This is a genomic window from Mycobacterium sp. NBC_00419, from assembly GCF_036023875.1.
GTDB lineage: Bacteria > Actinomycetota > Actinomycetes > Mycobacteriales > Mycobacteriaceae > Mycobacterium.
In genome coordinates, this window is the sequence record NZ_CP107931.1 from 2,654,980 (window position 1) to 2,672,575 (window position 17,596).

General features: G+C 68.0%; 20 protein-coding genes. 9 read left to right on the top strand and 11 right to left on the bottom strand.

All coding sequences use genetic code 11. The features are described 5' to 3' along the window. Nucleotides 1–2: 2 nt before the first annotated feature. Nucleotides 3–743, bottom strand: a complete 741-nt coding sequence (locus tag OG976_RS12640; RefSeq protein ID WP_328362633.1) for a hypothetical protein — start codon at nt 741–743, stop codon at nt 3–5. Beyond that, the gene (locus OG976_RS12645; RefSeq protein ID WP_328362636.1) at nt 740–2,335 is read right to left on the bottom strand and encodes a S53 family peptidase; all 1,596 of its coding nucleotides are present in this window, start codon (nt 2,333–2,335) and stop codon (nt 740–742) included. The genes OG976_RS12640 and OG976_RS12645 overlap by 4 nt, the downstream gene beginning before the upstream one ends. Nucleotides 2,336–2,436: 101 nt before the next feature. Between OG976_RS12645 and OG976_RS12650 the strand changes: the two genes are divergently transcribed. Beyond that, nucleotides 2,437–3,300 carry a DUF4344 domain-containing metallopeptidase gene (locus OG976_RS12650; RefSeq protein ID WP_328362639.1) on the top strand — a complete coding sequence of 288 codons (864 nt, stop codon included), beginning with the start codon at nt 2,437–2,439 and terminating at the stop codon, nt 3,298–3,300. Between the two features lie 10 nt (nt 3,301–3,310). Here the strand turns inward: OG976_RS12650 and OG976_RS12655 are convergent, their stop codons facing one another. Then, nucleotides 3,311–4,015: an Rv0518 family GDSL lipase gene (locus OG976_RS12655; RefSeq protein ID WP_328363501.1), complete on the bottom strand. Its 705-nt coding sequence runs from the start codon at nt 4,013–4,015 to the stop codon at nt 3,311–3,313. Between the two features lie 130 nt (nt 4,016–4,145). Continuing rightward, nucleotides 4,146–5,378, bottom strand: coding sequence for an acyltransferase family protein (locus OG976_RS12660; RefSeq protein ID WP_328362641.1), 1,233 nt, complete (start codon nt 5,376–5,378; stop codon nt 4,146–4,148). Nucleotides 5,379–5,575: 197 nt separating this feature from the next. Between OG976_RS12660 and OG976_RS12665 the strand changes: the two genes are divergently transcribed. Continuing rightward, nucleotides 5,576–6,967, top strand: coding sequence for a WS/DGAT/MGAT family O-acyltransferase (locus tag OG976_RS12665; RefSeq protein ID WP_328362644.1), 1,392 nt, complete (start codon nt 5,576–5,578; stop codon nt 6,965–6,967). 3 nt (nt 6,968–6,970) lie between these two features. Here the strand turns inward: OG976_RS12665 and OG976_RS12670 are convergent, their stop codons facing one another. The 3 genes from OG976_RS12670 to OG976_RS12680 form a co-directional block, all read right to left on the bottom strand. Next, the gene (locus tag OG976_RS12670) at nt 6,971–7,255 is read right to left on the bottom strand and encodes a hypothetical protein (protein ID WP_328362647.1); all 285 of its coding nucleotides are present in this window, start codon (nt 7,253–7,255) and stop codon (nt 6,971–6,973) included. 85 nt (nt 7,256–7,340) lie between these two features. After that, entirely contained in the window at nt 7,341–7,799 is a 459-nt protein-coding gene (locus OG976_RS12675; RefSeq protein WP_328362650.1) for a hypothetical protein, read from the bottom strand. Between the two features lie 178 nt (nt 7,800–7,977). After that, a complete protein-coding gene (locus OG976_RS12680) occupies nt 7,978–9,549 on the bottom strand; it encodes a PTS transporter subunit EIIC (RefSeq protein ID WP_328362653.1) in 1,572 nt (523 codons plus the stop codon). Between the two features lie 134 nt (nt 9,550–9,683). On the opposite strand from OG976_RS12680, the gene OG976_RS12685 reads away from it, so the two are divergent. The 6 genes from OG976_RS12685 to OG976_RS12710 all read left to right on the top strand — a co-directional run bounded on the left by OG976_RS12685 (nt 9,684) and on the right by OG976_RS12710 (nt 14,034). Then, entirely contained in the window at nt 9,684–10,154 is a 471-nt protein-coding gene (locus OG976_RS12685) for a PTS sugar transporter subunit IIA (protein ID WP_328362656.1), read from the top strand. A gap of 9 nt (nt 10,155–10,163) precedes the next feature. Then, nucleotides 10,164–10,949 (top strand): glucosamine-6-phosphate deaminase, encoded by a 786-nt coding sequence (nagB, locus tag OG976_RS12690; protein WP_328362659.1) that lies wholly within the window; start codon nt 10,164–10,166, stop codon nt 10,947–10,949. Further along, nucleotides 10,950–12,086: an N-acetylglucosamine-6-phosphate deacetylase gene (gene nagA / locus OG976_RS12695; RefSeq protein WP_328362662.1), complete on the top strand. Its 1,137-nt coding sequence runs from the start codon at nt 10,950–10,952 to the stop codon at nt 12,084–12,086. Nucleotides 12,087–12,153: 67 nt separating this feature from the next. Beyond that, a complete protein-coding gene (locus tag OG976_RS12700) occupies nt 12,154–13,128 on the top strand; it encodes an esterase family protein (RefSeq protein WP_442930471.1) in 975 nt (324 codons plus the stop codon). Between the two features lie 16 nt (nt 13,129–13,144). Further along, nucleotides 13,145–13,489: a hypothetical protein gene (locus tag OG976_RS12705; protein WP_328362665.1), complete on the top strand. Its 345-nt coding sequence runs from the start codon at nt 13,145–13,147 to the stop codon at nt 13,487–13,489. A gap of 71 nt (nt 13,490–13,560) precedes the next feature. Further along, nucleotides 13,561–14,034, top strand: a complete 474-nt coding sequence (locus OG976_RS12710; RefSeq protein WP_328362668.1) for a DUF4262 domain-containing protein — start codon at nt 13,561–13,563, stop codon at nt 14,032–14,034. Here OG976_RS12710 and OG976_RS12715 read toward each other — a convergent pair. From OG976_RS12715 to OG976_RS12730, 4 genes are all read right to left on the bottom strand, one after another. After that, the gene (locus OG976_RS12715; protein WP_328362671.1) at nt 14,009–14,362 is read right to left on the bottom strand and encodes a VOC family protein; all 354 of its coding nucleotides are present in this window, start codon (nt 14,360–14,362) and stop codon (nt 14,009–14,011) included. The two genes, OG976_RS12710 and OG976_RS12715, sit on opposite strands and share 26 nt — an antisense overlap. A gap of 52 nt (nt 14,363–14,414) precedes the next feature. Continuing rightward, a complete protein-coding gene (locus OG976_RS12720) occupies nt 14,415–15,131 on the bottom strand; it encodes a mycothiol-dependent nitroreductase Rv2466c family protein (RefSeq protein WP_328362673.1) in 717 nt (238 codons plus the stop codon). Continuing rightward, on the bottom strand, nt 15,128–15,910 hold the full coding sequence (locus tag OG976_RS12725) for a maleylpyruvate isomerase family mycothiol-dependent enzyme (RefSeq protein ID WP_328362676.1): 783 nt from the start codon (nt 15,908–15,910) through the stop codon (nt 15,128–15,130). The genes OG976_RS12720 and OG976_RS12725 overlap by 4 nt, the downstream gene beginning before the upstream one ends. Before the next feature lie 80 nt (nt 15,911–15,990). Then, the gene (locus tag OG976_RS12730; protein WP_442930473.1) at nt 15,991–16,575 is read right to left on the bottom strand and encodes a M15 family metallopeptidase; all 585 of its coding nucleotides are present in this window, start codon (nt 16,573–16,575) and stop codon (nt 15,991–15,993) included. Nucleotides 16,576–16,656: 81 nt separating this feature from the next. On the opposite strand from OG976_RS12730, the gene OG976_RS12735 reads away from it, so the two are divergent. Further along, the gene (locus tag OG976_RS12735; protein WP_328362679.1) at nt 16,657–17,595 is read left to right on the top strand and encodes a lytic transglycosylase domain-containing protein; all 939 of its coding nucleotides are present in this window, start codon (nt 16,657–16,659) and stop codon (nt 17,593–17,595) included. The last annotated feature ends 1 nt before the right edge of the window (nt 17,596 follow it).

Here is a 17,596-nt window from a genome sequence, read left to right on the forward strand (position 1 = left end):
CCTCAGCGCGGCGGGTCGCCACGCCAGATGAAGCTGTTGACGTACTTGCCCATGTCCTGAGCGATCTGAAGGTTCGCCGCCGACGGCGGCCCGGGCCCGAAGTCAGGGCCGAACTGGTGAAACGGTCCGATCGCGCCGGCCACCAGGGCCAGGTCGTCTTTCACCGCGACGACGAGGATGATCCGCAGATGGTCGGAATCGCTCGAGGTTCCCTTAGGCCAATCGTCGGCCACTTCGCCATAGCCCGGTTGGTAACCGAGGATCGCATTGGGCAGTTCGTAGGCCGTCACGGCGTCGGGGAACTTCTCGGCCAGCAGGTCGTCGGCGACCCGCCGGGCGTCGCGGCCCCGGGCCGGTTCGCTGAACAGCCGCAGGGTCCCGCCGTCGCCGCCGTTCCAGTCCGCGGTGACACCGGTCGGATCCTTGGTCACCACGTAGGCGCTGTCCGGCCCCGGATAGGAGACCGCGAACGATCCGTCCGCGGCGACGAACCGCGGGTTGGTCGCCACCGGCAGCCCCGTCGGCGGGCGGCCGCAGTCGGGCGGGCAGATGTAGCGGGCGGGGCCGCGGCTGATGCGCGTCGTCAGGATGCTCAACGCCATCATCGCCAGCACCAGCAGGATGACCCACGTTCCCACGGTCGCGAAGTAGGCGGGCCCACGCAGCCGGTGCGCCCGGTACCGTCCCGGCGGCACGGCATACCCGGAGAACGCCTCCTCGTCGGATTCGGTTACCTCGGTCATCGGCCCACCGACTTGAGGATGAGCAGATCCTTGAGCAGGTTCTCGACATTCGGCGTGCCCAACCCGGTGATCATGTCGTAGCCGGGTACCACCGGGGTGACGGCGTTGGCACCCAGGGCGATGTCACGGAAAGCCGGCACCCCGACGCCCCGGGACAGCTCATAGAGCAGCGGGTTCAGATCACCTAACTGGGCCAGACCACGCTCCACGAGGAACTGGTTCATCACCGCGGCGAGCCCGGCCCAGATCGGAGCGGACTGCGACGTGCCCCCACCCACCAGCACCTGCTGGTTGAAGACGAACTTCACTCCGGTGAACGGATCGGCGACCGCCGCCACGTCGGGTACGAGGCGCTTGTCGTGTGGCCCGGCACGCTCGAAGCCCTCCTGCCAGGACGGTCGCCCGAACAACGCCGACGCGCCGCCCCCGCTGCCCTGGGTCAACGGCACGTCGTACCAACCCTGTTCGGCCAGCCACCGCCCCTCGGCATCAGTAGACAGCGTGGTCCCGCCGACGGCGGTCATCTCCGGAAGCGACGCCACCGCATCGACGCCGATGTCGTCCGGGCTGGGCGTGTCCGACCACGTCCGGCCGCCCTTGCACTCCAAACCGGCAAGGTCGCCGCTGGCGTCGAACGCGGTGGTGCCGTGGCGATGGGCGCGTGACAGCGCCGAGCGGACCGGTGCCAGATCCGCCCGAGTCATGACGCGGTCACATCCCCAGCCGATCGAAAAGCTCCACACCGCACCGGGATAGCGCTGATCGACCGACTCCATCAGCTTGCCGATCTTGACGTAGGCGGCGTCGCCCTCGACGGTGGAGCGGGCGTTGACCAACACGATCTTGGCTGCCGGCGCGATGGCGTGGATCAGCTGGATGTCCATGGTCGCCTCACCGCGCCGGTGCTCGGGCATGCCGCCGACCACCTCGGGGGTGAAGCGGGGCAACGAGAACCAGTCGGCGAAGCTGTCCATGTCGCGCTGATCGAACCCGTCGAAGGCGAACACGGCGACGGTTCGGCCGGCGCCGTTGTAGCCGCCGGCAGCCAGCGTGTCGACGTTGTAGGCGGTCAGCAGTTCGGTCGGCATCAGGCCGCCGTCGGGGACGTCCAGTGGTGGTGTCGGCGGAACACCTTCGTGATAGGGCGTGTAGCCCAGAATCCGGCCGAGTTCGGCGACCTCGCCGCCGACTTCGCCGGGCACCGCCGGCTGCTGCGGCGAGGCGTAGAACACGTCGCCGCGCTTGCCCCGGTAGTCGTGGACGGCCACGTCCAAGGCACCGGCGACCCGGCGCGGCGTTCCCTCCACGGTCGCCCACGGATCTCCGTCGCGCCATTGCACCGACAGGCCGCGCTCGCGCGCCCACGACATCAACGCCACCGGTTGGGCAGGGTCGCGCAACTCGGCGGTCAGTCGCACCAGATCCGAGCGGGCCGGCCCGAGGTCGACGAACTGCGCAAGCAGCCTGGCGTACGGCCCGCCGACGTGGTTATAGGGCAGCGGCGGGGTCACCCGGTCGGCGACGAGTAACGCCACCACCACTGCCAGCACCAACGGCAGCAGCATCCTACGAACAGGACGCGGTGGGCTCATGCCCACAGCATCACCGGCGGGCGGGGTGAGGACAAGTCGACGGACCGCACGTCCCCTAGTCTGATGCGCTGTCGACGGAAAAACCTGGCAAGGAGGTCGCGGTGGTACGCACGCCGGCGGTATGGACGGTGGTGACGGCAGCGATCCTGGCCGCCGGGTGTGGCGGGAACACCACCGCGCCCGTTGCGTCATCGACCGCTCGCGAGACGCAGTCCTCGACCAGCAAGGCCCCGGCCCCCACCGCAGCCGACGACGCGGCGGGCCGGATGGTGGTGAGCTACGAGGAGGCGACCACACCCGAGGCGATCAAGGGTCGAGATCTCATGGCGCGCACCCATTTTCTCGACGACGTGGCCGCGGCTGTCAGCGAGAACTTCCGCCTGCCGTTCGATATCCCGGTGGTCGGATCGCAGTGCGGCGAGGCCAACGACTTCTGGGACGGCGACGAGAAGAAGTTGGTGATGTGCTACGAGGACGTCGACGAGAGCATCCGCGTCTTCACCGAGGCCGGCGACCCCGATCCGGAGGACACCGCGCGGCGCATCGGGATCGCCTCGTTCTTCCATGAGCTCGGCCACATGGCGATTGACATCTACGACCTGCCGGTGACCGGGCGCGAAGAGGATGTGGCCGACCAACTTTCGGCCTACGAACTGCTGGCCCCCGATGACGACGGCAAGGTCGACCCGGATTACGTGCAGGCCGCCCGGGATACCGCCCGCGAATACACCGTACTCAGCGAGGAAGGCGGCGAGCTGGAGAAGGAGGCGTTCGCCGACGTGCACACCATGGACCAGTCCCGCGCCTACAACTTCGAGTGCTGGATCTACGGATCGGATCCGACGGCCAATGCCGACATCGTCGCCGACGGGTCGCTGCCCGAGGATCGCGCCGAGGGATGCGAGCAGGAGTGGGAGCAGCTGACCCGCGGCTGGAGCACCCTGCTGGAGCCGCATCTCCGCTGACGGCGGCGACCTACAGCGGGATGGTCAGCTGGTTGCGGATCAGCGGGGCGATCTGCTGGGCCAGATACGCGTGCCCGGCGTCGTTGGGGTGAACCCCGTCGGCGCCGATCAGGTCCGGCCGGCCGACGAACCAGCCCTCGGCCAGCGGATCGATGAAGATGGCGCCGACAGCCCTGGCCTGGTTGCGCAGGCTGTCCCGGATCGCCAGCACCGCATCGGGCGGGTTGGCGGTGGGCCAGGGTGGCCCGATCACCAGCAGCTTCGCCGACGGCGCGACCCGGCGCGCGATCTGGAAGGCCTCGCTCACGAGCACCGGAAACTTCTGCTGATCGGCGGGCTGGTCGTTGCGGGAACCGAAGAAGACCACCAGTTGGTCGTCGCGTTTGACGGCCCGAACGGTCAGATCTTCGAAGACGCTGCCCTGGTTACCACGCACCGCATAACCCGCCCCGCCCTCGGCGGCCACGTCGGCGTCGACTCTGAATCCCTGGCCGTCCAGCATCTGCCAGGCTTGCGCCGTCCAGGACTGCGGTCCACGGCCGCCCTCGTCGGTGCCCGTGGTGTATGAGTCCCCGATCACCGCGACGCGATTGTCGGCCGACCCGCGGTTGACCAGTTGGTAGGCGTGCGTCGCCGGGGAGTGCCCGACGACGGCGCCGACCACCACAGCGGCGGAGAACACCGCGGCGGCGGTCCGAGTTAGTGCATCCCTCAGGGACAAAGACACCTCACTGGTTCGTGTCCCGACCGTCGAATTCTACGGCCGCCAACGGAAACTGCCCGGCGACGCGCCGTCGACACACCGGAAGGCGTTGCAGCACAATACGGCTGGACTGGGAACTACCTCACCCGGCGCGCGCCGAGCGCGGCGGGTGGCTCTCGATCGAGGCCACCCGGCCCCCGACGGGGTCGGGCGGCAGTTCAGCCCGGATGGTCTTGACGTCGCGGAAGTCGACCATGCGTCGCATCCAGCGCCGGGCCGGCTCCTCGACACCGTGGTAGAGCAGTGCCGCACCGGCCAGCGCCGCCGCGATCAATCCGAGCACGACGAATTTCGCCACGACCTTGGAGAAGTCGAGCTGGTGTTCGGCGACTATCCAGTTCCACGCCGTGTGTACCAGTTCGTGGACCATGTACAGGCTGAACGAGATCTTCCCGCCGTAGACCAGCAGCCGTGTGGACAACAGGGCGGGCAGGCTGCCCACCCCGATCGCCAGCGCGACGACCAGCGGCATGAACAACACGACGACCACACCACCGGGGTCGATCATCCCGTTCACCGGATTCGCGTCGTAGTAGTAGAGAATTCCGACGATCACCGCGGTCATCAGCACCGCGCAGTAGCCGGCCACGCGGCGGCTGCGATCGGTCAGCCGCAGCCGGCGGACGGCGGCACAGGCGAGCGCCCCGGCGAGGAACTGGGCGACGATGCGCGGCAGCCAACTCCACGGCGTATAGAAGTGTCCGCTGGCCAGCAACAGGATGGTCGGGGGCAGTGAGGCGACGAACGCGATCAGCAGTAGACCCCGCGCCCGCGTGACCGTGGCCATCCGGAAGATCACCAGCACCGCCACGCCGAACAACAGGTAGGCCAGCCATTCGGCACTGATCGACCAGGCCGGGCCGTCCCAGCTGGTGCCGTCGAAGAACGGCTCGTACCACAGCTGGACCATGAACAGCTGGCGCACGTAGCTGATCGCGGTGAGCTTCTCGACGTCCGGCGACGGCACGGTGCCGACGTGCAGCGTGAAGATGATCCACAGCGCGGCGATGTGCATCGTCACCAGATAGACCGGCCACACCCGCGACAGCCGCAGCCACAGGAAGTGCAGGCTCGCGCGCGTCGACCAGGAGGGTCCCATCCGCTCCAGGTAGTTCCAGGTCAACACGAACCCGCTGAGGATGAAGAACAGGTCCACGCCTTGGGCTCCGGCGTCCAGCAGCGGTGCCAGGTCGTCCTTGAGCCGCGGGGACGCCGCCCAGATCAGCGGACGAAAGTGGAACAGGACCACCCATAGGGCGGCGACGATGCGGAGGCCGGTAAGCGCTCTGATCTCTCCGGTTCGCACGACACCCATTTCCGATTTCTTGCCGATTCGACGTCACATCGGCGACCCAGCCGACCGTCCGCCTCCCCGCCATCACGTCATCGGCGACCGCAAGAGTTTATCAGCGGGCACCTCCGGGCCCCGGTTCCACGAGCTGTGTGGTGGCTGAAAGACACCGATCTGCGCAATGCCGAATCCGTTCCCGTCAACGGTTCTACGCTGGCGCCATGCAGCGCCTCTCCGGCCTCGACGCGGCGTTTTGGTGGGCCGATACGACCACGTGTCCGATGCATATCGGCGCCCTCGGTATCTGTGACCCGACCGGCGTGGCGGGCTTCAGCTTCGAGGCCGTTCGCGAACTGATCCTGACCCGGTTGCCCGAGATTCCGCTGCTGCGGCACCGGGTCGCCGGGGCGCGCCACGGACTGGACCGGCCGTGGCTCGTCGAGGACACCGAGCTCGACATCGACTATCACATCCGGCGGGTCGCGCTGCCCGCTCCCGGTGGACGGCGCGAACTCGAGGTGCTGCTGGGCCGGCTGATGTCCTACCCGCTGGACAAGGCGCGCCCGCTGTGGGAGCTGTGGTTCATCGAGGGCCTCGAGGGCGGCCGGGTGGCGTATCTGACCAAGATGCATCACGCGATCGTCGACGGGGTGTCCGGGGCGGGGCTCAGCGAGATCCTGCTCGACGTCACGCCCGTACCGCGGAAGCCGGTCGCCACCGCGGCGGACGACGACCCGGGCGAGCACCTGCCCGGTGTGGAGCGGCGCGCCCTGGGCGCCCTGTTCAACCTGGCGGTCATGACGCCCTACCGGGTCATGCGGGTGGTGCAACAGACCGTCTCCCAGCAGCTGGCGGCGCGGTCGGTGACCAACAAACCACCGAACTTCTTCGACGCGCCGGCCACCCGTTTCAACACCGCGCTGACGGCCCGGCGCCGGGTGACCTCCACCAGCCTGCCGCTCGACCGGGTCAAGGCCGTCAAGGACGCCTTCGGCGTGAAAGTCAATGATGTTGTGCTGGCGACGATTTCCGGTGCTTTGCGCCGCTATCTGCTGGAGCGCGGCGAGCTCCCGGACCGGCCGCTGGTGGCCCAGATCCCGGTGTCCACCCACACCGAGGCCTCCACCGGAGGCAACCAGATCACCTCCACCACGGTCAGCCTGGCCACCGATATCGAGGACCCCGCCGAACGCATCGCGGCGATCTACGAGAACTCCCAAGGCGCCAAAGAGATGGCGCGGACGCTGTCGGACCATCAGATCGTGGGACTGACCGAGACGACGCCACCGGGACTGCTCGGATTGGCTGTGCGGGCCTACTCGGCGGCGCATCTGGGCGATCGGGTGGTGCCGATCAACTTGGTGGTCTCCAACGTGCCCGGGCCGGACTTCCCGCTCTATCTGGCCGGGGCGCCGGTCGAGCGGCTGGTCCCCATCGGCCCGCTGATGCTCGATGTCGGCTTGAACATCACTTGCTTCAGCTACCGCGGGGCGTTGGACTTCGGGCTGGCCAGCACGCCCGAGATCGCCGGGGACATCGACGAGATCTCCGACGCACTCGAACCCGCACTGCGCGAACTGGAAGTTGCCGCGGGCCTGGTGCCAGTGTCCTGACGGTCAGGGGTTCTGCGCGAAACCCCAGCAGGTGACCTGGTGGGCGAGGTTGCAGGGCACGCCGTTCATGGTGGGGATCTGGTTGGGCGCGATGTTGGTCGTCACGTCCGAGGGATTGATGACCGTGGGCACCCGCCCGCCGGACTGGCCCGCTGTGCAGACGCCGGGATAGTGGGAGGGCACCGTGCCGGACGGGCAGTCGGCAGAGGCGGGCGCGGCCACTGCCACCGCGCTGAGGGCAAGCGACACCACACCCAGCCCGATGACGACCCGTTGTTTCACAGTCACTCGATTCCGCTTTCAGGGCCGTCCCCAGCCCATCCCAACCTAACCACGTTATCGACGCCGCAGCCAGAGTCGTTAGCCGCTCGGGTTACGGGCTGAGCACACCCGTTTGCGGCAACGTGATCGATGGCACGGCCGTGCCGCTCAGCGTGTTCAGCGTGCCCGACGCCTGGTTGGCGGTGTTCAGCATCTGCATGAGCGGCTCGAGGTTACCGTTGGCCAGCTGGGACATGACCCCGGGGCATTGGGACTGGATGGCCTGCTCTGCGACGAATCCCGTGACCTGGGATGCGAGCCCTCCGTGGCCGCTTGCCTCGGTGGCGCTGGATACCAGGTTGCTCCCCGGCTTCACCAGCAGCGGGCAGATCTGTAGTCCGATCTGTTCGATCAACTGGGTGATCGGGCCGCCGTTGCCGATACCGACGGTGCTCAGCACACCCGTGAGGTCGGTCGTGTCCGCGTGGGCCTGCGCCGGCCAGGCGGTGCCGGCGAGAAGTACTCCGGCGGTGACAGCGACGATCTCGAGGCTGAATGTCGAAGCGCCCATGTGGTTTCCTCATCTGGCTCGGTCGGCCCAGAAGCAAGAGCCACAGATATCACTTTGGCAACAGTGGGCTTCTTGAGTCACAACGAGGACACAGAGCTATAAAGGTTTGAAGCCTATGCGTTTCCTCTGCGTGATCTATTCGGCACGGATGCGAGACTGCCGCGCTCCGAGGGCTCGCTCAGAGGACGTCGGTGATGTCGTTCTTGAGCGCCTCCGCCTGGGTTCCGAACACTGCCTGAACGCTGTTGCCGACTTCGATGACACCGGCGGCCCCCAAGGCACGCAACCGATCCTGATCCACCTTGGCGGGGTCGGCGACCTCCATCCGCAGCCGGGTAATGCAGGCGTCGACACTGCGCAGGTTCTCCCGGCCGCCGAATGCCGCGATCAACTGCTCGGCCTGGCTGTCGACCGCAGCCGGCGCCGTGGCCACGGCTGACCCGGCCGTGACCGCGGTCGCGGACTCAGTGCCCTCGCTCAGGTTCGCCTTCTCCTCGGCCTCGAACTCGCCCTCGGGCTCGCGCCCGGGCGTGCGCATGTTCCACTTCGTGATCGCGAACCGGAACAGTAGGTAGTAGATGGCGAAGAACACCACGCCCATCACGATCAGCAGCGGGATGTTCTTGGCCGCCGGGGCGGTGCCGTACAGCAACAGGTCGATCAGCCCCGCCGAGAACGAGAACCCGAGATGGATGTCGAGCAGGTAGGCGATCGCCAGTGACAGGCCCGTCAGCACGGCATGCACGATGTAGAGCGGGAACGCCACGAACATGAAGGCGAATTCGAGTGGCTCGGTGACACCGGTGAGAAACGCCGTCAACCCCGCGGCCGACAGGATGCCGAAGGCCACCTTGCGCTGCTTCTTGTTGGCGACGTGGATCATCGCCAGCGCCGCGGCGGGCAGGCCGAACATCAGGATCGGGTAGAAGCCAGAGGTGAGCAGCCCGGCGCTGGGATCACCGGCGGCGAAGCGGGTCAGTTCGCCGGTGACGACGCCGCCGCCGTCCGGCTTCGGGTAGCTGCCGTAGATGAACCAGACGTAGGAGTTCAGGATGTGGTGCAGCCCAAGGGGAATCAGCATGCGATTGGCGAAGCCGTAGACGAACGCACCCAGCGCGCCCGCCCCACCGATGAAGTGACCCAGCCCGGTGAGCCCGGCGTCGAACACCGGGTAGAAGTAGCTCATGGCGAAGGCCACCACCAGCGACACCAGCGACACCACGATCGGCACGAAGCGGCGGCCGCCGAAGAAGCCGAGATATGGCGGCAGCTTGATCGTGTGGTAGCGATCGAAGAGGTAGGCGGTGAGCAGACCGATCACGATGCCGCCGAACACGCTGTAGTTGATCTGCGCCTGATCGCCGGCCTTGTCGAGTTGTCCCTCGAGCACGAACGGCGACATCGTCTTGAACACCGCCTGCATCACCAGGTAGCCGACGGCCGCCGACAACGCCGTGGAGCCGTCTGCCTTGCGGGCAAATCCGATGGCCACACCGATCGCGAACAGCAGCGGCAGGTTGGTGAACACCGCACCGCCTGCCGCGCTCATCGCCTGGAAGAACGGTCCGATGACGGGTGCCTTGATCCGGCCCAGCAGGTCGTCCTGGCCCAGTCGCAGCAGGATGCCCGCCGCGGGGAGGACGGCGATGGGCAACATCAAACTCTTGCCGAGCCGCTGCAACTGCGCGAAGCCGGGGATTCTCAATCCCGATTTCCGTTGTGCCCCTGCTTCTTTGGCTGCCTCACTCATATTCGGCTGACCTCCCTATGTCGCAGCTCAGCGGAAGCTTAAACCACAATGGCCGCACGTGAGCGGCTGTTTCGGCCACGGCAGTCGGCATCGAGTCTCTATTCTTTGACCACCAGAGACATAAGGAGTCTTTCGTGAGCAGCACGCCCGTCCTCGCACCGGTCGGCGGGCGCGCCGTCGCGCTGGCTGACATTCCCGATCCGGTGTTCTCGCAAGGAATGGTCGGATACGGCGCCGCGGTCGACCCGCCCCACGCGTTGGTCGACGCGGTCGCACCCGTCAGCGGCCGGATCCTCAAGCTGATGCCGCACGCCTACATCATCATGACCGCCGACAATGTCGGCGTCCTGGTTCATCTCGGCCTGGACACCGTCGCCCTCAAGGGCGAAGGGTTTCGTGCTCTCGTCGCCGAGGGCGACACCGTGACCGCCGGCCAGCCGGTGATCACCTACGACGTCCCGTCGATCGTGGCCGCGGGCCTCAATCCGATCGTGCCGGTGGTCGTGATGGACGAACGCGAACCGGGTAACGTCGTGGCCGGTGACGCCGTCGTGGCGGGCACTGGAATTGATTTGGGCTCAATGCTTTTCACCGCAAACAAATAGGAGCTCGTGGTGGAGGTCATCATCACCGATGACGCCGGGCAGATCGGCGCCCTGGCCGCCGACGCCATCGAGGCGCTGCTCGTCGCCAAGCCCGCCGCGGTGCTGGGCCTGGCCACCGGGTCCTCACCGCTGAGCATCTACGACGAGCTGGCCGCGCGCTACGAGGCGGGCCGGATCTCGTTTCGCCAGGCCCGCGGGTTCACCCTCGACGAGTACGTCGGCCTGCCCGCCGACCACCCCGAGCGCTACCGCAATGTCATCGACTCGGTGTTCGTCTCGCGCGTCGACTTCGCGCCCGGCGCGGTCGACGGACCCGACGGGCTGGCCACCGATATCCCGGCATCGTGCGCGGCCTACGAGGCGGCGATCCAGGCGGCCGGCGGGGTGGACCTGCAGATCCTGGGTATCGGCACCGACGGGCATATCGGCTTCAACGAGCCCGGGTCGTCGTTGGCCTCACGCACCCGGATCAAGACGCTGACCCGGCAGACCCGGATCGACAACGCCCGATTCTTCGGCGGCGACGTCGATCTGGTGCCCACCCATTGCCTGACCCAGGGTCTGGGAACGATCTCCGAGGCTCGCCACGTGATCCTGGTGGCCACCGGGCGCACCAAGGCCGAGGCGGTGCATCAGCTCGTCGAAGGTCCCGTCAGTGCGATGTGGCCGGCCACGATCCTGCAACATCACCGGCATGTGACAGTGCTGCTCGACGGCGGCGCCGCCCGCCGGCTGCAGCTGGCCGACTACTACCGCGAGACGTATGCGGCCAAGCCCGATTGGCAGGGCATCTGAGTGCTGCTGACCGCCGATACGGTCCTCACCGGCCGAGAGTTGTTGCGGCCGGGCTGGATTGAAATCTCCGGGACGACCGTGCACGCGACCGGTGCCGGTGCCCCGCCGCGCCGCGCCGACCGGGACCTGGGTGCGGTGACGGTGGTGCCCGGGTTCGTCGACACGCATGTGCACGGCGGCGGCGGCGCGGATTTCTCGGCCGCCGACGGCGCCGCGACGGCAACAGCGGTGGCGCTTCACCGGGCCCACGGCACCACGACGTTGGTGGCCTCACTGGTCAGCGCAGGCCCGGCCGAGCTGATGGATCAGGTGCGGGCGCTGGCCGGTCAGGTGCGCGATGGCCTGATCGCCGGCATCCACCTGGAGGGACCGTGGCTGGCCGCCGGGCGCTGCGGGGCGCATGACCCGGCGCTGCTGCGCGATCCCGATCCCGCCGAAGTCGAACGCGTCCTGACCGCCGGTGACGGCACGATCCGGATGGTCACGGTGGCACCGGAGCGCACCGGTGCGCTGGACGCCATCGAGCGTATCGTAGCCGCCGGTTCGGTTGCGGCAGTGGGCCATACCGACGCCACCTACGCGCAGACCCGGGCCGCGATCGCGGCCGGAGCGACGGTCGGCACCCATCTGTTCAACGCGATGCGCCCGATCCATCACCGCGAACCCGGGCCGGTGATCGCGCTGCTGGAGGATCCCCGGGTGACCGTCGAGGTGATCACCGACGGCGTCCATGTGGACGGCGCGCTATACCGGCACGTCGTGCGCAGCGCGGGACCGGATCGGGTATCGCTGATCACCGATGCGATGGCAGCCGCAGGCATGACCGACGGGTCCTATCGCATCGGGACGCTGGCGGTGGACGTCGCCGACGGGGTGGCGCGGCTGGCAGACAGCCAGACCATCGCCGGGAGCACCGCGACCATGGACCGGGTCTTCCGGTTCGCCGTCGAGCACAGCGGGCTGCCCCGCGACGAGGCGTTGCAGCACGCGGTCGCGGCGTCATCGCGCAATCCCGCCCGGGCCCTGGGACTTCCGCCGCCTGCCCTGACTGCCGGTGCCCGCGCCGACCTGGTGGTCCTGGACGAGGCGCTGGCGGTGGCCGGGGTGATGTCCGGCGGCCGGTGGCAAACCCCCTGATCACAAAGGCATTACGGCAGGTGTGGCGAGCAGTGCGGTAGGGCTCGGCGTTGTTAGCGTCCTTGCCGTGTTCTCAGTCAAGCGGCTTGCTGTCGTCGTGAGCGCCGCGCTGCTGGCGGCCGGACTCGTCGTCACCGGCGAGGCCGCTCCCGCGGCCGCCTACTCGCGGGAGGGCCTGCCCGTCGAGCAGTTGGACATCCCGTCCCCGGCGATGGGCCGCACCATTCGCGTGACGTTCCAGGGCGGTGGTCCGCACGCGGTGTACCTGCTGGACGGGTTGCGGGCACAGGACGATGCCAACGGCTGGGACATCAACACCGCCGCATTCGAGTGGTACTTCCAGTCCGGTCTGTCGATGGTGATGCCGGTCGGCGGCCAGTCGAGTTTCTACAGCGACTGGTATCGGCCGGCCGCCGGTTCGGCCGGGACCGTCACCTATAAGTGGGAGACCTTCCTGACCCAGGAACTGCCGGCCTGGCTGGCCGCCAACCGGGGAATCGCCCCGACCGGGAACGCGGTTGTCGGCCTGTCGATGTCGGGCGGCTCGGCGCTGACCCTGGCGATCTGGCACCCGCTGCAGTTCATCTTCGCCGCCAGCCTGTCCGGGTTCCTGAATCCCTCACTGGGACTGTGGCCGACGCTGATCGGGGTGGCGATGCGCGACGCCGGCGGCTTCAGCGCGCGGGACATGTGGGGCGCCGGCAGCGACCCGGCATGGCGGCGCAACGACCCGACCGTCAACATCGCACGGCTGGTGGCCAATGGCACCGCCGTGTGGGTCTACTGCGGCACCGGTGCACCGTCGGAGCTCGACAACACCGAGGACCCCAGCTTCGGCGGCCTGTTCACCGCCGGCTATCTGGAGAACATCACGCTGGACACCAACAAGGAGTTCCAGCGCAAGTACGTGGCCGCCGGCGGGCACAACGCGGTGTTCAACTTCCCGCCCAACGGCACCCACAGCTGGGGGTACTGGGGTGCCCAGTTGCAGGCGATGAAGGGTGACCTGCAACGGGTGCTGGGCGCCACGCCGGCCGGATGACGCCACCCCCGCACCCATGACCCAGTTGAGCGCCCAGAGCATTGTTCTGGTGGACAGCGCCACCGCCGCCACGCTGTCGCAGATCCTTCCGATTCTGCTTCTCACGCTCGCGGTCGAACTGCGCCGTACCCGACGTCATCGGGGGTTGTCCCGGTTGCGGCTGGGAGTCTTCTTCGTACTCTTCGGACTGATCGAGACGACCCTCGTGCTCTCCATCGACGGGTCGTTCTATCCCTTCCAGTGGTTCGATATCGTCTCGGCGCTGATCATCTTCGGGCTGCTGGCGATGATCTTCGTGCTCTCGCTGTCCGAGCCGGCGCTGCGGCCGCCCGACAAGCCGCGCCCACCACAATCGAACTGACGTTCGACTTCTTGTCGGACCCCTGGTGCACGGTGTCGGTACCACCGACGAAAGGGGACACCATGTGCTGGATGTGCGATCACCCCGGCAGCACCGTTGCGGATTTTCTCGACGTCATCCGCGCCAAGATCGAGAAGCGCGGTTGGGCGGTGCAGTACGTGGAGGACCCGCGGATGCCGTTCGCCTACACCGCGGGCATGACGGAGTTCGGGCTGCCGGAACTCTTCATGACCAACGTGTCGCCGGCCCGCGCCGCCCGGGTCCTCAACGCCTTTGCCGAGCGTCAACTCAATGGCCTGGATCTGTCGCCGGGCCAGCAGATCTCCCTGCCGGGCGGTCCGCTCACCGAGGTTGTGGAGGTCGACCAGCCCGACGTGCATCTGCCGGCGGCGGTGGCGATCCACGGGCCGATCCGCGCCTTCCAACTCGTCTGGGCTGACGGCCGCGGCAGGTGGCCATGGGCCGCCGACTTCTGCGATCGGGAGAGCAGGCAGCCCGTCGTGGGGATCCGGGCGTCGCTCAGTCCCGGTGCTCGACGATGTTGAGCACGGTGCCATCCGGCGCCCGCACGAAGAATCGGTGCACACCCCACGGCTCGACGGTCGGGGGGTGGACGATGTCGTAGCCGGCCCGGCGGGCCTGTTCGTACGCGGCCAGCAGGTCATCGGTGTGCACCGATAGGACCGAATCCACGGGCGCGGTCGCATCGCCGGTCACCAGCTGGACGTGGGCACCGGACCGGATGTCGGTGTAGCGGGCGACCCAGCCGAGATTGAACTCCTCGGTGCTCAGCCCGAGGTAGTCGATGTAGAAGCCCTTGGCCGCTGCGATGTCGGCGACGGGCAGGTTCGGGGTGATCTTCAGAACGCGCATGTCTGATGGCTACCCGGTGGACCGGGGCGTCAGACACCGGAGTTGTTCTGCGTCAGCTGCTTTCCGGGGCCGCGGCATCGAAGTTGATCACTTCACCGCGGTTGATCGACACCCAGTCCCGTGCCTCCAGATACGGGCGGAACGTGTCGGTGATCAGTTGTCCGTCGGCGGCGGTCTTGGGTCGCTGGAGTTCGTAGAGATGCGGGAACTCCGTCCACGCCGCCACCGCATCCCAGAGCCGCAGCGCCGCAGCGCCGGTCGGCGGGTCGATCAGGACGGGCCCGAACAGGCACTGCCCGTCGGGGAAGAACAGCGTCGGCACTCCGTAGCCGTCGGCGTCGACGACGCGCCGATGGTCGGCCAGCACCTCGTCACTGGTCGTCGGGTCGGCGATGGCCTCGTCGACGACACCGGGGTCGAAACCCAACTGCCGCAACAGGTGGCGGGCCACGTCGGGATCGTGTGGCTTGTGCCCGTCTTCGTGTAGTGCCCGGCCCGCGGTCTCGTACCAGGCGTCGACGGCGGCCATCGACTGCCGACGCAGCAGCGCCCCGATGCGCATCATCGACCAGCCGTAGGACCACTCCCGCTCCCACGGATGTTTCTTGCCTTCCTGGCGATTGATCTCCTCGAGACTGAAGAACCGCCAGTTGATCACCAGCCCGGTCTGGTCGCGTACCTCGCGGATCCACTTCGACGTCTGATAGGCGTACGGGCACATCACGTCGAAGTGGAAGTCCACCGACTCGACTCGGTTCTCGCCGCTCACATCGTGAACCTGAGGTTGCGGGCGGCCCGCTCCCCGATCTCGGCGTCGCCGGTCCACCTGACCGCGCCCGAGTCGATCTGGGCCTGCGGGTCGATGCGGCCGCAGGCGAGCTGGATGAACGTCGTCGAATCAGCCGTCAACGTGGTGTCGGGGTCCTCCAGGTTGTCGACCCGCTTCGCTCTGCCGTCGACGCGGACGTTGATGTCGCGGACGAGCGGGCCGGTGAGCTGAATCGCCAGGCTCTTACCGTCGGGCAGACCGACCTTCTTGCCGACGATGTAGCCGATCGAGCCCTCCACTTCGTCCAGCGACATCTCGGCGGTCAGGGTGCTGTCGTCGGTCTTGCGGCCCAGCGGGGTGGTGATGTCGCGCTCGTGCACCCAGAAGTCGAACACCCGGATCTCCAGGAATCGCCCGTAGGTGCCGGGTCCGACAGGCATCCACGACGGGCGTTGCAGATCCTCGGCGGTCAGCGCGGCGAGGTCGCGTCGTCGTCGGTCGTAGACCGCGCGCACCTTGTCGACGAGGACGGCGGTGTCGTCGGTCCCGGTGAGGAACTCCGCTGCCCGTTCGAACGGCGGCGGGGTGGTGGTGTCCTCGGGCAGCCACCCGGCCATCACGGCCTCGATGCTGGTGACGTGTCGGACGACCTCACGCACGTCCCAGTCGGGGCACAGCGACTGCGCCTGCCAGTCGGCCTCGCTGAGGTCGTCGCACAGGGCCTCGAACTGCGAGTAGCAGCTCTCCAACGCGGTCCGGAGTTCGTCCAGGGTCCTCATCCACCCACCACTTCCTCGTCGGGGCTCTCCTCGCCAGAACCTACTCGCAGCGCGGCGCCCTTCCATAGGGGATGGGCAGGTCAGCCCGCGGCGTTGGCCAGCAGTGGCGGGCAGTTCCCGGCCGCGTCGGTGGCCAACTCGAAGTGCCACAGTTCGTTGGCGTAGATCCGGCACAGCCCGAACCGGGCGCCGTTGGCGATCAGCCACTGGTCGGCGGCGGCCCCGCCCACGTCCACGGCTTGGCCGATGACGTGCTTGGACCCCGCGGGTGTCTGCACATACTGGCGGGCGGCCGCCATGCTGCCGTAGGTGGCCACGGCGTCGTCGAGCAGGCGTTCCTGGAACTCCGGGGAACGCCACCCCGACGTGATGGTCATCGGGACGCCGTCGGCCGACGCGGCCGTCGTGGCCGCCTGGACGGCGCTGAGCAGAGCCGGGTCCAGCCGTCCGATCGCCGGGTTCGCCACGTCGAACGCGGTGAGCACCTGACCGTCGCCCAGCGACCCGTCGCCCGGTGACACCATGGCCGGATCGACCGCAACGGTGTTGTCGGCAAGCATGATTCGCGGGGGCTGCGCTGGTACGGCAGTGACGTTGAGGGTGATCGCGGCCGTCGCGGCAGCACCCAGGAGTGCCGCCGTAACGCAACCGCCGTCGAAGCCCATGATCGGGCCATCATCCCGAAAACCCGACGTGATGGGCAAACCGGCTGTACCGGACGGCACTCATAGGAAAGACTCGTGCCGATGAACTCTCTGCGGGTTGTCGCACCGCTGGCCGCGGCGGCGATGGCGTTCACCCTCCTCAGCTGCGGCAGCGCCCCGACGACGCCCATCGCCTCCAGCGACACCGGTGCCACCGCGGCGACGGCCACGGCAACCGCCCCGGCATCCCCCACGGCCACCCTGGTCGGCGCCCAACCGCAGCTGGCCGCGGACCCCGCCCAGATCGGCGCCGACCTGGTCGCCGACGAACGCGCCCTGCGGGACCCGTCGACGCCCGAGGACGCGCTGGCCGCGGCGGCGCACCGTCAGCAGGTGGCGTACCGCGCCATCGGGCGGCACCCGGAATGGGACGCCGTCATCCGGCCACAGATCCCACCGGAGCTCCTCGAGTTCTACGACCACAACATCGAGGCCCGCCGTCAGCTCGCGGCCATGGCCGAGCCCAAGTCCACCCTGCCGGCCTGGCGCATCCAGCCGCCGCCACCGCCGGAGGAACTCCTCGGCTACTACCGGGACGCCGAGGCGGCGACCGGCGTCAGCTGGAATGTCCTGGCGGCCATCAACTTCATCGAGACCCGCTTCGGCAGCATCGACGGGGTCAGCACCGCCGGCGCGCAGGGTCCGATGCAATTCCTGCCCTCGACGTACGCCGGTTACAGCGAAGGCGGCGACATCCATTCACCCCGCGACAGCATCATGGCCGCCGGGCGCTATCTGGCCGCCAACGGGTTCGCCTCCGACCCGAACCACGCGATCTTCCGCTACAACCACGCCGACCAGTACGTGGCCGCCGTCAATCAGTACGCCGCGGCGATGGCCGCCGATCCCGCGGCACTCGGCATCTACCACCGCTGGAATGTGTACTACTTCTCCACAGCGGGAGATGTGTTGCTGCCCATCGGTTTTGACGAAGCCGACCGGATACCGGTCCAGGATTACCTGGCCAGTCACCCGCAGTAGC

Coding starts and splice junctions, on each gene's coding strand:
- OG976_RS12640 (WP_328362633.1), bottom strand. CDS start 743: ATGACCGAGGTAACCGAATCCGACGAGGAGGCGTTCTCCGGGTATGCC.
- OG976_RS12645 (WP_328362636.1), bottom strand. CDS start 2,335: ATGAGCCCACCGCGTCCTGTTCGTAGGATGCTGCTGCCGTTGGTGCTG.
- OG976_RS12660 (WP_328362641.1), bottom strand. CDS start 5,378: ATGGGTGTCGTGCGAACCGGAGAGATCAGAGCGCTTACCGGCCTCCGC.
- OG976_RS12665 (WP_328362644.1), top strand. CDS start 5,576: ATGCAGCGCCTCTCCGGCCTCGACGCGGCGTTTTGGTGGGCCGATACG.
- OG976_RS12675 (WP_328362650.1), bottom strand. CDS start 7,799: ATGGGCGCTTCGACATTCAGCCTCGAGATCGTCGCTGTCACCGCCGGA.
- OG976_RS12680 (WP_328362653.1), bottom strand. CDS start 9,549: ATGAGTGAGGCAGCCAAAGAAGCAGGGGCACAACGGAAATCGGGATTG.
- OG976_RS12705 (WP_328362665.1), top strand. CDS start 13,145: ATGACCCAGTTGAGCGCCCAGAGCATTGTTCTGGTGGACAGCGCCACC.
- OG976_RS12710 (WP_328362668.1), top strand. CDS start 13,561: ATGTGCGATCACCCCGGCAGCACCGTTGCGGATTTTCTCGACGTCATC.
- OG976_RS12715 (WP_328362671.1), bottom strand. CDS start 14,362: ATGCGCGTTCTGAAGATCACCCCGAACCTGCCCGTCGCCGACATCGCA.
- OG976_RS12725 (WP_328362676.1), bottom strand. CDS start 15,910: ATGAGGACCCTGGACGAACTCCGGACCGCGTTGGAGAGCTGCTACTCG.
- OG976_RS12730 (WP_442930473.1), bottom strand. CDS start 16,575: ATGGGCTTCGACGGCGGTTGCGTTACGGCGGCACTCCTGGGTGCTGCC.
- OG976_RS12735 (WP_328362679.1), top strand. CDS start 16,657: ATGAACTCTCTGCGGGTTGTCGCACCGCTGGCCGCGGCGGCGATGGCG.